At 45.6% G+C, this 15,385-nt stretch carries 17 protein-coding genes; 3 read left to right on the top strand and 14 right to left on the bottom strand.

Annotated features, from left to right (window positions below):
• Positions 1-11: 11 nt before the first annotated feature.
• Positions 12-1,679 (bottom strand): ribonuclease J1, encoded by a 1,668-nt coding sequence (gene rnjA / locus KNO94_RS00230; protein WP_015881254.1) that lies wholly within the window; start codon positions 1,677-1,679, stop codon positions 12-14.
• A gap of 212 nt (positions 1,680-1,891) precedes the next feature.
• Between rnjA and KNO94_RS00225 the strand changes: the two genes are divergently transcribed.
• Positions 1,892-2,668, top strand: coding sequence for a Cof-type HAD-IIB family hydrolase (locus KNO94_RS00225; RefSeq protein WP_214739886.1), 777 nt, complete (start codon positions 1,892-1,894; stop codon positions 2,666-2,668).
• A gap of 77 nt (positions 2,669-2,745) precedes the next feature.
• On the opposite strand, the gene KNO94_RS00220 is transcribed toward KNO94_RS00225, so the two are convergent.
• From KNO94_RS00220 to KNO94_RS00200, 5 genes are all read right to left on the bottom strand, one after another.
• Positions 2,746-3,408 carry a potassium channel family protein gene (locus tag KNO94_RS00220; protein WP_214695570.1) on the bottom strand — a complete coding sequence of 221 codons (663 nt, stop codon included), beginning with the start codon at positions 3,406-3,408 and terminating at the stop codon, positions 2,746-2,748.
• A 129-nt stretch (positions 3,409-3,537) separates the two neighbouring features.
• Positions 3,538-4,569, bottom strand: coding sequence for a cytochrome d ubiquinol oxidase subunit II (locus tag KNO94_RS00215; protein WP_214739885.1), 1,032 nt, complete (start codon positions 4,567-4,569; stop codon positions 3,538-3,540).
• 14 nt (positions 4,570-4,583) lie between these two features.
• Entirely contained in the window at positions 4,584-5,972 is a 1,389-nt protein-coding gene (locus KNO94_RS00210) for a cytochrome ubiquinol oxidase subunit I (RefSeq protein WP_214776697.1), read from the bottom strand.
• A 259-nt stretch (positions 5,973-6,231) separates the two neighbouring features.
• Positions 6,232-7,353 (bottom strand): N-acetyldiaminopimelate deacetylase, encoded by a 1,122-nt coding sequence (locus tag KNO94_RS00205; RefSeq protein ID WP_214776695.1) that lies wholly within the window; start codon positions 7,351-7,353, stop codon positions 6,232-6,234.
• Entirely contained in the window at positions 7,353-8,228 is an 876-nt protein-coding gene (locus tag KNO94_RS00200) for a transcriptional regulator CcpC (protein ID WP_214742355.1), read from the bottom strand. The genes KNO94_RS00205 and KNO94_RS00200 overlap by 1 nt, the downstream gene beginning before the upstream one ends.
• Positions 8,229-8,336: 108 nt before the next feature.
• Here KNO94_RS00200 and KNO94_RS00195 point away from each other — a divergent pair, with 108 nt between their 5' ends.
• The gene (locus KNO94_RS00195; protein ID WP_214776693.1) at positions 8,337-8,723 is read left to right on the top strand and encodes a disulfide bond formation protein B; all 387 of its coding nucleotides are present in this window, start codon (positions 8,337-8,339) and stop codon (positions 8,721-8,723) included.
• Positions 8,724-8,765: 42 nt separating this feature from the next.
• Here the strand turns inward: KNO94_RS00195 and nadE are convergent, their stop codons facing one another.
• The 8 genes from nadE to KNO94_RS00155 form a co-directional block, all read right to left on the bottom strand.
• Positions 8,766-9,581 carry an ammonia-dependent NAD(+) synthetase gene (nadE, locus tag KNO94_RS00190; RefSeq protein ID WP_214776691.1) on the bottom strand — a complete coding sequence of 272 codons (816 nt, stop codon included), beginning with the start codon at positions 9,579-9,581 and terminating at the stop codon, positions 8,766-8,768.
• A 110-nt stretch (positions 9,582-9,691) separates the two neighbouring features.
• Entirely contained in the window at positions 9,692-10,489 is a 798-nt protein-coding gene (locus KNO94_RS00185; RefSeq protein WP_214776689.1) for a BsuPI-related putative proteinase inhibitor, read from the bottom strand.
• 99 nt (positions 10,490-10,588) lie between these two features.
• Complete coding sequence (locus KNO94_RS00180; RefSeq protein ID WP_214739869.1) at positions 10,589-10,783, bottom strand: hypothetical protein; 195 nt, start codon at positions 10,781-10,783, stop codon at positions 10,589-10,591.
• Between the two features lie 245 nt (positions 10,784-11,028).
• Positions 11,029-12,120 (bottom strand): virulence factor, encoded by a 1,092-nt coding sequence (locus tag KNO94_RS00175; RefSeq protein WP_214776686.1) that lies wholly within the window; start codon positions 12,118-12,120, stop codon positions 11,029-11,031.
• An 82-nt stretch (positions 12,121-12,202) separates the two neighbouring features.
• Positions 12,203-12,442: a hypothetical protein gene (locus KNO94_RS00170; RefSeq protein WP_214776684.1), complete on the bottom strand. Its 240-nt coding sequence runs from the start codon at positions 12,440-12,442 to the stop codon at positions 12,203-12,205.
• A gap of 68 nt (positions 12,443-12,510) precedes the next feature.
• Complete coding sequence (locus KNO94_RS00165) at positions 12,511-13,071, bottom strand: NADPH-dependent FMN reductase (protein ID WP_214776682.1); 561 nt, start codon at positions 13,069-13,071, stop codon at positions 12,511-12,513.
• Complete coding sequence (locus tag KNO94_RS00160; protein WP_214776680.1) at positions 13,058-13,777, bottom strand: alpha/beta fold hydrolase; 720 nt, start codon at positions 13,775-13,777, stop codon at positions 13,058-13,060. Before KNO94_RS00160 ends, KNO94_RS00165 begins: the two co-directional genes overlap by 14 nt.
• A complete protein-coding gene (locus KNO94_RS00155; protein ID WP_214776678.1) occupies positions 13,774-14,349 on the bottom strand; it encodes a GNAT family N-acetyltransferase in 576 nt (191 codons plus the stop codon). Before KNO94_RS00155 ends, KNO94_RS00160 begins: the two co-directional genes overlap by 4 nt.
• Before the next feature lie 149 nt (positions 14,350-14,498).
• On the opposite strand from KNO94_RS00155, the gene KNO94_RS00150 reads away from it, so the two are divergent.
• A complete protein-coding gene (locus KNO94_RS00150; protein ID WP_214739858.1) occupies positions 14,499-15,230 on the top strand; it encodes a hypothetical protein in 732 nt (243 codons plus the stop codon).
• Positions 15,231-15,385: the final 155 nt, after the last annotated feature.

Raw genomic sequence — 15,385 nt, 5'->3', positions numbered from 1 at the left:
AGCCCGTTCGATCATACTTCCATAATAATCGGCAGGACCATCGGGTGTCTCCGCGTCTTTTGAGCCAAATAAGGTGTGAGCGTGTCCGAAACGAGTTGTTTCATTTCCGACCACTTCATCTGCTTATTGGACAATCCTTGTTCGACGGTTTTCTTCAATAGACGTTCGCCATCACGAATCAGACTACCTGACTCACGCATATAGACAAATCCACGTGAGATGATATCTGGTCCCGAGACGAGTTTGCGTGTCTTGCCATCGATACTGATGACAACGACAACGAGTCCATCTTCAGAGAGAATGCGACGATCCCTTAATACTATATTCCCAATATCGCCAATTCCATTCCCATCAATGTAAACTGCGTTCGCAGAAATTTTACCCGTGACCGCTGCTGATTCAGAGTCAACGGCGAGCACTTCTCCGTTATCCATGACAAAACTGTTCTCTTTCGGAATGCCAACCGACTCAGCTAATTCAGCATGTTTTTTCAACATGCGGTACTCTCCGTGAATCGGCATGAAGAATTTCGGATTCAAGAGGCGAATCATCAACAACTGTTCTTGTTGTGAACCGTGTCCCGACGTATGAATGTTCGTCAACTTCCCGTATACGACGTCAGCTCCCGCTTTATATAACTGGTCAATCGTTTTCCCGACCGAGATGGCATTTCCCGGGATTGGAGAAGAAGAGAAGATGACCGTATCTCCAGGAATGATCGACACTTGACGGTGCGTCCCGTTCGCGATACGACTAAGCGCTGCCATCGGTTCCCCTTGTGAGCCGGTACAAAGAATCGCGATTTCATTCGGATCGTAGTGACGCATTTGGTTCGCCTCGATAATCATACCTTTCGGAACGTTGATGAAACCGAGTTCTTGTCCGATCGTCATGACTTTCTCCATCGAACGACCGAAAATCATGAGATGACGACCTGTCTCGGCACACGCATCGACCACTTGTTGCAAGCGATAGATGTTCGATGCGAATGTCGCAAAGATGATTCGACCGTCCGCTTTTCGGAACGTCTCACTAATCGTCCCACCGACAACGCTCTCACTCATCGTGAAGCCTTCTACTTCCGCATTCGTTGAGTCAGACAAGAGACAAAGCACGCCTTCTTTTCCGATTTCCGCCATCTTGGCGAGATCGGCCGGTTCACCTACCGGAGTGAAGTCGAACTTGAAGTCACCCGTATGGACGATGTTTCCTTGTGGCGTCTTGACGACGACACCGAGTGAGTTTGGAATCGAGTGAGTCGTACGGAAGAACGAGATGCTCGTTTTACGGAATTTAATAAGTGAATCTTCATCAATTTCATGGAGTTCCGCTTCCCGTAACAACCCATGCTCTTCAAGTTTTACTTTAATCAATCCAAGCGCAAGTTTTGTCGCGTAGATCGGTAACTGGACCTGTTTCAGTAAGAATGGAATTCCCCCGATATGGTCTTCGTGACCGTGTGTGATGAATACCCCTTTTACTTTGTCCTTGTTTTTAATCAAATAAGAGTAATCTGGAATCACATAGTCAATTCCAAGCAAGTCATCCTCTGGAAACATGATTCCCGCATCGATGACGATGATTTCATCTTGGAATTGAACAACGTATGTGTTCTTCCCGATTTCTCCCAGTCCGCCTAACGCGAACACGGCTGTTTGGTGGTTCTTAACAAACTTCATTTAATCTCTCCTTACTTCAATTATTAATACATCTATGTGAAACATAAGTGATTCTCGAATATGCCCGTAAGATTCTTTTTTCATTATAGCTCATATCATGACAATATTTCACTAACGATGTGATATTCGTGGTAGTTTCCCTATTTCGTGTTATCCTTTTAGTGGGTTCAGAAAACATATTTTTTAGACAAAGAGAAAGAATGGTGACTTAAATGGAAGATCAAAAAGTTGTTTTTTTCGACATTGACGGCACACTTTTACATGAAGGTAGCTATATTCCACCTTCAACGATTTCAGCAATCCAAGCACTTCAGGCAAACGGTGTCGAAACGTTTATCGCGACAGGACGGGGACCGGCCATGCTATCGGATATCCCAGAACGCGTCGGAATCGATAGTCTCGTTTGCTATAACGGCCAAATCGTCGTTCATAAAGGCGAAATCGTGTATCGTAACACGCTCTCGAAAGATGCATTAAATCGCTTGACGACGCACGCCGCTTCACATGATCATACCCTCGTCTACTTGGGGCAGGACCGTGGCGGTGCTTCAAAACCGAATGATGCCATCGTCGAACAATCGCTCGGCGAACTCGATATGCCAATCCCTTCATTCGAACCAAACTTCCACGCAGAAGAAGATGTATACCAGACGTTATTATATTGCACGCCAGAGGACGAACATCATTATATCGATGCTTATCGTGAATTTGATTTTATCCGTTGGCATCCTCATGCGATGGACGTCATCAATAAAGGGGCCAGTAAAGCGGATGGAATCCGTCACTTCATCGAGACAAACGGCTATCGTCTCGAGAACACGTATGCATTCGGGGATGCCTTGAATGATTTAGCCATGCTTCAGTATGTAGGGACAGGGATCGCCATGGGTAACGGTCGCTCGGAAACAAAAGACGTGGCGGACTTCGTCACAAAATCCATTCTCGAAGACGGGATTGAATATGGATTGAAAGCGATGAAGCTTATTTAAAAGACCTCTTGGAGTCACACCGTGGCGTTGGATCAATCGATTCAACGATCACGGTATCGCTCAAGAGGTCTTTTCTTTTATTTCGAACGTAACGTCCGCTCGAGTCTGTCTAAATCGGTATCTTTCCCGATGATGATCAGAATATCTTCCGATAAAATCATTTCATCAGCCTGAGGAGAAATCAAGACATCATCATCACGACGAATGGCAACAATGTTCACCCCATATTTCGCTCGCAAATCCAAATCAATGAGCGATTTGTTCGATAATTTGTCAGATGCTTTAATCTCGACAATCGAATGCTCATTCGATAGTTCAAGGTAATCGAGAATACTTTGGCTCATCAATCCATTGGCGATTCGAACACCCATATCCCGTTCCGGATGCACGATATTGTCCGCACCGATCCGACGAAGTACCTTTTCATGATAGTCGTTCGTCGCTTTCACAGTGATGATTTGAACACCAAGTTCCTTTAAAATGAGCGTCGTCAAAATCGAAGCTTGAATGTTCTCTCCGATTGCCACGATGACGTGTTCGAAGTTACGAATCCCTAAACTCTTAAGAACGTTCTCATCTGTCGTATCGGCAATGACTGCATGCGTAGCCAATCCCATAAACTCGTTGACGCGTTCTTCATCGGAGTCGATTGCGAGGACATCATACCCGTTCGATGACAACTCACGGACGATCGACCCACCAAACCGTCCTAATCCGATGACTGCAAATTCACCTGTCATGATGCTACATCCCTTTCCTACACCTGTTCTCTTCTTGATTCTTCGTTCAGTGTAACTGATTCCTGTTAAAAACTCTATAAAAAAACGAAATGGAATCTCCTTTATATAAAGGAAATCCCATCGTTCACATTATGCTTTTCCGCTCGAGCGTTTTCCGCGTACGTAGTCATTGTCAAACAAGAACAAACGAAGCAAGAGATAGAGCGCCGGTACGAGCAAGAGTAATCCTAAGATGAATACAATGACGAGCGCCACTGCCATCGACTCGTTGACGACACTTCCATTAATGTCGATGTACGGATATAGGATATATGGTAAATGCGAATACCCGTATCCGAACCAAGCCATGAAGAATTGCCCCATGACCATCAGGAACGCAATTCCGTAATTCCGCTTCATGTATACGAAGGAAACGGCAACCACGAAGAAGAGGAAACTCATCGCGAACCACCACCAATTGCCTCCTAAGATGCTCTCATAGTGCCAAGCTGCGTGTGACTTCAAACCGAAGAAGACAAGTCCCGATGCGATGATTGTCGGCACACTCCAGAAGAGCGCCCATTTTCTCACGAGTTCGACCGCGTTTTGGTCACGAGCCTTATCTGCGTAAAACAACAGGAACATCGCACTAATGTAGAGAACGGACACGATTGCCAAACTGACCACGGTCCAAGAGTAGAAGTTCGTAAATAACTTCGCCCCGTCGAAGATGACTCCATTCTCTGTTTCAGTAATGAACCCACCTTGACTGACTGTCAGTACTGTTGACATTGATGCCGGAATCAAGAGACCCGTTGCTCCGTATAAAAACATATACAATGTGCTTTCTTTTGAACCATAGTTCGCAAACGCATAGAAGCTTCCGCGAATCGCAAGCAAGATGAGCACAACAGAGGCTGGAACGAGTAATGCCGTCCCATAATAATACGCAGTGTCCGGAAAGAATCCGACAATCCCGACAAAGAAGAAGACGAAGAAGACGTTCGTCACTTCCCATGTCGGTGACAAGTAGCGTTTAACGAGTCGATTCACTAAGTGATCCCGTTTCGTGTAGCGGCTGTAAAAAGCGAAGAATCCTGCACCGAAGTCAATCGATGCGACGATGAGATAGCCGTACAAGAACGTCCACAAGACGGCAATCCCTAATTCTTGAATTTGCATGTCATACCCTCCGATCAGACTTCATCCGCAAACATCGCTTCACCACGATGTTCGGATTGTTTTAGTTCTTTCCCTACTGGATTCTCTTTGAACAGGCGTGACAGTACAGCCACAGTAACCGTTCCGAGTATCACGTAGAGGATCGCGAAAGCGACAAGCATCCATCCGACATTTGCCGAAGTTGTAGCGGCCTCACTTGTACGCATCAACTGATAGAGTGCCCAAGGCTGACGTCCAAATTCAGCGAAGAACCATCCAAATTCGATTGCTCCCATGGCAAGCGGTCCACCCGCTGCAATCGCAATGAGCATCGGTTTACTGAACTGGTTCAATCGTTTGATGTAACGCCCTAATACGAACAAGAACGAGATGAGCGCGAGAAGCATCCCAATCCCGACCATCGCATCAAACAGATAGTGGACAAAGAGTGGCGGTTGGTCTTCTTTTGCAAATTCATCTAAGCCGGTGACCTCATAGTTCGGTACACCACCTGCAAGAATGGAGAGCGCATATGGAATCTTCAAGGCGCCTCGAACTTCATAACCACCCTCGCCATCATCTTCTAACCATCCACCGAGAATCAGTTCCGCCTCAGAGGATGTATCAAAATGCCATTCTGCTGCCGCTAATTTGTCTGGTTGATAATGAGCCAAGTATTTACCAGAGAAGTCACCAACGAGCGCTGTCGCAATCGCAAAGATTAATGCGACGGTCATCGTCAAACGGAGACCCTTCTTATGATACTCAATCGACATCTGATCCAGTTGATTACGCCGTTGACGTAATAACTGAACGGCAGCGATAGCCGCCAAAATGAACGCTGATGTCAAAATAGCGGACGTCAGCACGTGTGCCATTTTTGTCGGCATGGCCGGACTGAACATCGCCTCAAGCGGGCTGACGTTTGCTAGACGACCATCGACGATATCAAACCCTACCGGTTGGTTCATAAAACTGTTTACTGTGGTGATAAAGAATCCAGAGAATAACGCACCGACTGCTACCGGAATACCGAGAAGCATGTGCCGCCACGGATTTTTAAACCGATCCCACGTGTACAAGTAAATCCCGAGGAAAATCGCTTCAAAGAAGAAGGCGAACGTCTCCATAAACAACGGGAGCGCAATCGTTTGACCCGCGACACGCATCAGGTTTGGCCAAAGTAACGATAATTGAAGTCCAATCGCCGTACCTGTCACAACTCCGACGGCAACCGTCACGACATAGCCGCGTGACCAGCGTCTAGCCATGAGTGTATATTTCGGATCATTTTTACGAATCCCTAAAAATTCTGCCAATAAGATTAAAAGTGGAACCCCGACGCCGAGTGTGGCAAAAATCACATGAAACCCTAATGTGAGTGCCGTCAATGCCCGGCTCATCAGGACAGGATCTTGAAACATCTATTGATTACCTCCTATCTCTCTCTATCGCTTCGAACCCATGTATGAAACGACAATCACAGATGAATACCCTTCGATACTTACATCATAATGATTTTATATTGCGCTGTAATGTCTCAATGCTCAAGTTCGCAAAATGTTCACATTTGAGCAATCGCCACAAAATCGTCGCTTTACATGAATAAATGTTTCCCTTTTTCTAAGCCACTCACTCCTTTTTAAGCACACTAAAAGCGGTCTACGATGTGACCGCTTCGTGTTATTGAATCATGACTGTTCGGAAGTAATGGTCGAATAAATCGATGGCTACTTCAATCGCACGCTCATCTGGATTGAGTGTGGATTGATGAAGCCCTGACCCCATATCGTTTACCCCTAACCAAACCATAAATCCTGGGACTTGCTTGAGCATATATCCAAAATCCTCACCCGTCATGGCCGGGACACATGTTTTATATGAGTAACCCACTTCTTCGACCGCTTCTTCGAATTGATAGAGATAGCGCTCATCGTTGACAACCTCATGATAGCGATTGCCAAACTCCAGGTCGATTTGAACGTTATACGTCATTTCAACCCCAGCGATGATTTGACGAATTCGGCTCTCGAGTACGACCATCTCTTTGTCCGATAACGCGCGAACCGTTCCATCTAACTTAGCCGTATCGGCGATGATATTTTCTTTCGTTCCGGCAGTCACTTTCCCGATACTGACAACCGCACTTCCCATCGGATCAATATTTCGTGACACAATCGTTTGGAGTTGCATAATCAATGCAGCCTGAACGATGATCGCATCGATTCCTGCGTGTGGGAAAGCGCCATGTCCACCTTTCCCATGAATGGTAATGTGAAGTTCACGTGCGCTCGCAAATAAGACACCAGGTCTTGAAGCGACCATCCCGACCGGATACTCTGGTGCGACATGTAGACCGAACAATGCATCTGGACGGAAATGATAAAACAACTCGGACTTCGCCATCGGTTCCGCCCCACCAGGGCCCTCCTCTGCAGGTTGGAAAAAGACGACGAGATGATGGTTAAATGGAACTTCCACTGCACGCTTGATTAAGCCGAGCGCAATGGACATATGCAAATCATGTCCGCATGCATGCATCATCCCTTCATGAATTGATGCGAACTCTAAACCCGTCTCTTCCGTGATGGGTAGTCCGTCCATGTCCGCACGATATCCAATCGTTTTTTCTCCAACAAGACCGTCTACGCGGACGAAAAGACCCGTCCGCCAATGAGTGATATGAACTCGTGGTGAGTCGAGTGAGCGAATCAATTGCTCGAGGGTCGCTTGTGTTTTGAATTCTTCATACCCAGCCTCTGGAATTAAATGTAGCTGTCTTCTTGCTTCGATTGCCCAATTCATCATTCCGTCTCCTTTGTAACTTCTTCAACAATGTCCCAAAATGCTTGGACCTGAGCCAATTCCAACATCGATTCCGTCGAAAGCATCCACGTATCCCGTACGAGCGGGACACCGTCGGAAGATGTCAGTGGAATCTTATTCATCTCATTCACATCTTTGATGGTCGACTCCGGCAAAATTGCGAATCCGATTCCGTGCAACGCCATTTGTTTACATGTCTCTATTTGGTCGACAACGAGTGTCGTAAGCGGTGGACTCGAAAACCGTTCCTGCCACCATTCTAATATTTCCTGGTAATACGTCGAGTCACTCTTGAACTGGATGAACGATCGCTCGTTGTTTTTCAGCTGTGCCAGGTCGGTCATCTTTAAATCAACCAAATGAAGAGAATCCGAAAACAACTTCATGCGCTCTCCTCGCCAATCGGGGTTTCCACGGATGATCCCGATATGGAAATTTTCTTCAAGCATGTAACGCATCATTTCGCTAGACCATCCCGTGACCAATTTGACACGTACGGACGGATAACGTTCCACGAACGTTTTCAATACTTTCGGGAGCCAATATTGTCCCATGATGGAGGCGACGGCAATTTTCAAGGTCCCATATACCTCGCCCTGATTCGCTGTCAGTTCTCCTCTCAATTCCTGTTCTTCACTGTACATTTTTTTAGCGAACTCAATGATTTTCTCGCCATCCGGTGTCAAGGCGAGTCCACGTGTGGAGCGAACGAAGATCTTCTTTCCCCATTGATGTTCGATGGTCACAAGTCGCTGACTGAGCGCTGGTTGCGAAACGAACAATCGCTCCGCCGCTTTCCGCATATTCAATTCTTCTGCAAGAATAATTAATACTTCTACTTCCGAAACTTGCATCACGTCACCTGTTTCTCTATCGTTTGAAAGATTGTATACTGAATAAGTATTTGTTTCAATGTATCATATCATGTTTATTCAACAATTTGACTGTTAGGAGGAAATCTGATGAAACGTCATCATTTCGCCTTTATCGTTGCGACCATCGCAACGCTCGGTAGCTTATATTTTTCTGAAATCATGCTCTTTGTGCCTTGTAAATTGTGTTGGTTCCAACGCATTTTTATGTATCCACTCGCCATCTACTACTTGACCATCATGTTGACCGCCCGAGACGTCAATCGATTGTTCGTAGGGATCATGGCCGGTGCCGGATGGTGTATCAGTCTCTATCACGTCATCTTAGAACGGATTCCGAATGGCGAAGCCTTCTGCACGAACGACTGCCTCATTCGCTGGGTGAATTACTTCGGTTTCGTAACCATCCCCCTTCTCAGTTTTATCGCTTTTACATGTATTCTACTCATTCAGTTCGTCCCACTCAAGAAAGCGTAAGACAACAAAGGAGAAGCTGTCATCGAGACAGCTCCTCCTTTTTTATCGCCACCACTCATCGTAAAGTGAGGCAGGCATATGGTGTTTGTGGCGTGACCGTTTGAAAATCGTTTCGATTCGCTCTGCAATTTTCGAATCGATTGTTTTTCCTTCTAAGTAGTCATCGAGTTGGTCATACGTCATCCCGAGCGCCACTTCATCAGGAAGTCCAGGACGGCCATCTTCAAGGTCCGCTGTAGGTACTTTATAAATCACTCGCTCGTGTGCTTCGAGTTCATGGAGTAAAGCCTTCCCTTGACGTTTGTTCAGTCCAGTCAACGGCGTAAGGTCACAGGCTCCGTCGCCATGTTTCGTGTAGAATCCCGTCACATATTCCGCTGCATGGTCCGTCCCGACGACGAGGGCACCGAATGTTGCCGCGATGTCGTATTGCACTTTCATCCGTTCACGTGCTTTGGTGTTCCCTTTATGGAAATCACTCAACTCAAGACCTGTTGCTGCACGAAATGCCTCGACCGATGCATCGACAGCAGACTTGATATTGACAGTGAACGATTTGTCCGGACGGATGAACTCGAGGGCGAGTTGCGCATCGTCTTCATCGTGTTGATCACCATAAGGGAGTCTTACCGCATAAAACGTATAATCTCCACCTTCTTCCGATCTCAATTCCTCCATAGCAAGCTGACATAACTTGCCTGCTAAACTTGAATCTTGGCCACCTGAAATTCCTAAAACAAGACCTTTGGCACCTGCTCGTTTCACATAAGTTTTCAAGAAATCGATACGGCGACGAATTTCTTCTTTTGGATCGATCGTCGGTTTGACGTGTGTTGATTCGATAATGTGTTGTTGCATGGATGACCCTCCCACTATTCTCTCATTTTGCTTTATTGTCTGATAATCCGAATAACCCGTCAACTACCGGTAAAAAAAGAAAGACGGAAACGACTGTTTCCGTCAAAGAATTATTGAATTTTAAATGATGTGACTTCTCCACCGATCGGCGTCATCTCTAAGAACAGTTGTTGATCTTTTGCTGGTGCTTCATCGAGTAAGATCCCAAAGGAGAATCCGCCGCCCGTCACCTCTGCAGCACCCTGGGCGTAGAGGTTGTGACCGTCAGATACAGCCCACTCAAACTCAACCTCATCCGTGAATCCACTGACTTGAATCATCGTATCATTCAAATCGATCGTCACATCACGGAATGCCCCATCTGTTTGAGGTTCTGACGCAGGTGTCTCTTCCGGCGTTTCTGACGTGCTATCATCCGGTGTCTCTGTAGCAGGTCGTTCCACCGTGAATGTCGCCTCATCTGTCACAGCCATTTCCGGTGCCCCGTCGACTTGACCGAGTCCTACCACCTCGACTGTATATTCGCCAGCCTCTAATTCTAACGGGAAGACTTCATCGAACATTTTTTGTTCATCCGCTTCCCACTTCTCTTCAATCACAGATTCTGTAAAGATATAATCGCTGCCGTAATCAAATACCGTCTGGTTCCCTTGTTTGACAACCAATTGAAAACGTTGTGACGAGTTGAACGTCACATCGACTGCATCCTTGTTCGGGTTTGTCATCGTGACCGTCGCAGACAGTGTATTCGCAGACGAGTCATAAGCGACTTCCGTATCGAGCGTCAATGGAGCAGGGGGTTCGGACGAATCACTGTTCACTTGACTCGGTTTCGCCTCTTCTTTCCCACATCCCGCTACAACTAGTAAGATTGCCGTCACTACGGCGAGCAACCAGGTTTTCTTCATCGGTCCCACTCTCCTCAACAAAATAAAAAAACGTCTATAGCACTAGTGTATACAAAGTGCAGACGTTTGTAATGATTTTCCTTATATTATTTACCTTTTTTACGAAACTTCGATTTTTTGCATATATTGTTGCCATCCGGTCATGAACAATGAATCTGCGATATCGAGATCGGACCGGACTTGAGCCGTGATAGAGAACGTTTCACTGTGCATCGATTCGAACGTGACGACCATCGTTTCTCCTACTACTTCCTTATAAGCTACAAGTTCAGGCGTTTCTGCAAACAATATCATAAGTATGGCTCCTTTGTTCATCTGTGATAAGCCTAGTGTACCAAGTTGAAACCAAGATATTTGTCCTATCGTTCGACAGTGAACCAGTGACGTTCTACCTATTGTCGAAACGTTTACATCAAATGTTAGTCAATTGGGGAAATGTGCATATGAATTTATGTAAAAGAGGGGTAATCCGCATGGCAGATCCCCCCCTTTACCTTTAATTGTAAATCAAATCGATTCAGTACATGTCGAACGATACTTTATTTCGAGCGGTTCGAAATTTGTTGCCACACCGTCCCGAGTGCTGTTTCTCCGCTCGTAATTCGCTCTTTCGCGAGTCGGGCTTGCAAGGAGACTTCAAATTCTTTGTCTTGCTCTGCGATTGATAAAGCCGGAACAGCGTCTTCGTCTCCACAATCGAATAAGAATCGAGCCGCACGCCAACGAACGAGTTTATTCTTATCTTTCAACGCCTCGATCATCGATGGCTGGGATTGTGGCAACGCCCAATCTGAGACGGTATCCCCAGCGGTTCGTCTTACAATAGGCGAAGCGTCCACTAGCGCCTGTTCGATATACGTGACATATTCCTCACGTCGGTCTTCAAACATCCCAATCATGACAACCGCTTGTCGACGAATCGCCATGACCGAATCCTCTAACGCACGACGGAAATATGGCATATTTTCATGACGAATCTCGAGCTCATCCAAGAACGCCATCCGATCTTTCCAATTTTCCGATTGCAAATGGTTTGCATTCGCCTCAAAATCAGCTTCCCGTCCAAATGCACGGGCTACAATTCGTTCAATTCGTTCCTGTGGATATGCAGCTTCTAGTTCCTCTTGCGCAATGACACTGACTTCATCCAATTCACCATATCGCGGGGCTTGCTCGACCCAACGACGATCTTGAATCACATTTTTCACCTGTGCCTGGACTTCCATTGCCGCATCTACAAATCGTTTAGATAGACCGACCCGTTTTTCTTCGTCCCCTTTGACGAGTTTCAATTGCATCGGTACGTCAAGTACAAATTGGACAGACACGTGAACCGGTTCATAATCCGTGTCCATCTGAGCGGAATCCATTTCTTCGACCTGTTCCCCGAACGCTCGTCGAATCTCATTCATGACATCATGCCAATCATGTTTCGGATGACGCTCTACAGCAAGAAAATCAGATACCGCATAGACCGACTTTACTCCTTGTAGCGAAATGATCTCCTGAATGATTTCAGGAGCATTTGTACTCGATTTGTCATACGTGACACCTCTCCCCTCAAACGGAGGCTCCACGATAATCTTCAAGTTATTTGGACTTGGTGTTGGTTCAATTGCTACTAGTTTCATTCTCATCACCTCACTCTTCATCGTGACGAAAATGACAAAAAAACGCAAGCGAGTCGCTTGCGTCAATGATTTATCTATTTTATTAGAACAACGCGATAAATTGTTGAAGTGAATACGTTTCTCCATCCACAGTGAACGTGCCATCCTCTGCAATGGGTTCAAGGAAGAACCGTTTTTCACCATTCTCTTTCACGTAACCGAAAATGTGATTCGATTGATAGAACAATTCTACAATCGTCATACGCCCAAATGTCATGCCATCGTTCATTACTGCCCGATCCCCTAATTCGCCGCCATTGTACAGTTCGATGTAAGTTTCCATTGTGGTGTCGCTCCTCTTGTGTTTGTTTTCACAATTCCTTTCTATCAAACAACATGAGCGACTTCAAGTTAATTTTTTGCGTTGCGCTTCCAAAAATCAATCCATTTACGATATTCCAATAATGTTTTATTGATTTGATTAATCGATCTCTCATCATGCAACCCACTATCATCAATCTTTTCTTTACAATGCGTAATGAAAATTTCGTTTCCCGGTAAAATATTTGCCCGATTTGTGGCAAATACTTGTCGGAGATGGATTTGGCATCTGGCCGTTCCAAGTATGCCCGGCGAGGCCCCTGCAATCATGACCGGTTTATCTCGAAGCGGAGTGCCCGGCTCAAGAGACAACCAGTCGATTGCATTCTTCAAGACTCCCGGGATGCTATGGTTATATTCAGGAGTGACAATCAATAACCCATCGGCTTCCCGAACAGCTTGCTTCAAAGCGGCCACCACTTCCGGTTCATCCGGATCAATCAAATCGTCATTGAACAGTGGAAGTTCGATGGAGACGACTTCAATGTCGAAATCATCTTGAGCCAATTTAATGATAGAATGAAGGAGGGCCGTGTTAAAAGATTGTTCCCGAAGACTTCCGGACATAGCGATTAATTTATACTTTTCCATGTTCCACCTCCTGCATCCATTCGTTCATGATTTTCGCTTCTTCTTCAGGGGATTCCATCATCCCCATATGACTAAACGGAATGATTGCTTTCGTATGTCGTGACGCACCTAAAAACGCTCGCTCCTCATTCATATTCGGGTCTTTTGAGCCGTAAATGAATAAGCCAGGAAGGTCAGTCGTTTCGATGGTATTCACTTCGTTTTCACGATCTCGGATTGCCTGTTGCGCGTTCACGATTCCCTCGACCGTCATCTCGTATCCGATTGCAATCGCTTGTTGAATGAGCGCCGGGTCAGAGTCGCTTGAGAAGACATTAGGGATCATCCCATCGATAAATGGTTTCACTCCCGCTTCAATAACTTGTTGAATGGCAGCATTGCGTTTTTCTTTCGCCTCGTCTGAATCAGCGGCAGCGGTTGAGTGAATCAATCCAAATCCTGAAAGTTCTCCCGTATAACGACGCACAAGATTGGTCGCCACATAGCCTCCGAACGAATGCCCGAGCACGAACGGCCGATCTAAATCACGAAGTCGGATTTCCTCAATGACCCAGTCAGCGAATTGATCCATCGTGTTCGGTCCTACTTCCGTACCTGCATGACCGGGAAGCGTAAACGCGTGCACCTCCGCATCGAGCAATGGTTCTAACTGTGCGAAATATTGTGGCGAACCACATAGTCCATGTAATAAAATGAGTGATTTCATACGAATCGATGCTCCTTTTCTTCCCATTCTGATTTAAGCAACCGATACATGGTCAAATCCATGAAGCGGCCATGGCTGTAAGCATAATCATGTAACAGCCCTTCCTCGATAAAACCGAGTTTTTGAACGAGGCGATTTGAACCTTCATTCCCTGGTGCGACTAATGCAGAAATGCGGTGAAATTTAAACTCCTCGAATCCATGTTGAATAACGGCGGCCGCTGCTTCAAAAGCCACCCCTTGCCTCCAATAGTGAGGAGACACTTCAAATCCGATTTCGGCACGATAATATTGCGGAGTCCAATTATGAAATCCAATCGTTCCGACCAATTCGTTCGTCGTCCGATCACAAATGGCCCATCGAATGGCCTTCCCTTGCTGAAATTGATCTTTAAAGTAAGCGATCACGTTCTTCGCCTCATAGACGGCAATCAACGGGTCCGATCCATAATAACGCATCACTTCTTCAGTGGATAAAATGGTATAAAGTGCTCTAGCATCACGCGGTTCTAGCTCTCGCAATATAAACCGGGGCGTAGCAAGCTCGGGAAAACTACGTTTTAATCCCCACATATGGAACCCGCCTTTCCTATTCGTTTCCTCAATTATACTTCTCTTTTCCCATATGTATCGAACTCAATCCTCAGGAACCGGCTGAAGATGGCAGAAACCATGTGTTTTTGCTACTATGAATGTAGTATGTCAAACTGAGGGGATACCATATGTCAAAACAACTCTTTTATTTGAAACAAGACCGAGACGTGCAACGATTCACGCTTCATGGCGTGACGTTGAACGATGTGACAGATGCACTTTCGATTACGAGACCGATGATTATTTGTAGAACGGATGTAAAAGGGATGAGGCAGTCCTCGCGGTCCCGCTTCCGTTATATCGAAGCGCATGAACTCTCTTCGTTCTCGTCTAAATATTTGAATAACCAAACAACATTCACAGCAATCGACTTTCCTGATCACAATACGCTCGAAACATTGTCCGATCATGAGATTGCAGAAATTTTGTTTTTAAGTCATATGGAGCGTGGTCTTAAAAAGCCATTTCTTGATTCGCTCGATAATGAGATTGCCTTTTTCAACGAAGCGAATGATCGGCACAGCAGTCTCTATATCCGAGACTGGTCGACCATCAACCGTTTCGTACAAAATATGCTGCAAAGTAAGCTTGACCGAGACATTCGCAATATCAGTTTTGTCCCAATTCCACTTCCTGTCATTGACGAATTACTCGATTTAGCTCCTCAAGGCCTCATCATCGACTTTGATCACACGAAACGTAATCTATTTAATCGACAAATTGTGATTTCCTTCTATGTCGCGGGTCGTTACGAAGACATGTCAGTCCTTGAAGAAGATTTTGATGCAAAAAAAGAGTCCATCGCCTTAAAAGGACAATTATTGTATCGTCGTCGCACTTGGCAAATCGAACGATTATAAGGTCATACATGTAAGAAACACGTCAGAACCTCTTAACACGAGGTTCTTTTTTGTTATTTTCAATCCCATGATTACACGTGAATTCCCTTCATTAAGGGACATGAACGCTATTCTTAAAAATTGATAACAAATTGTCTTAATTTTTTGTTAAATTA

It is taken from the genome of Exiguobacterium sp. s22, assembly GCF_018617455.1.
Lineage (GTDB): Bacteria > Bacillota > Bacilli > Exiguobacteriales > Exiguobacteriaceae > Exiguobacterium.
This window is presented reverse-complemented; position numbering and strand designations above follow the sequence as displayed.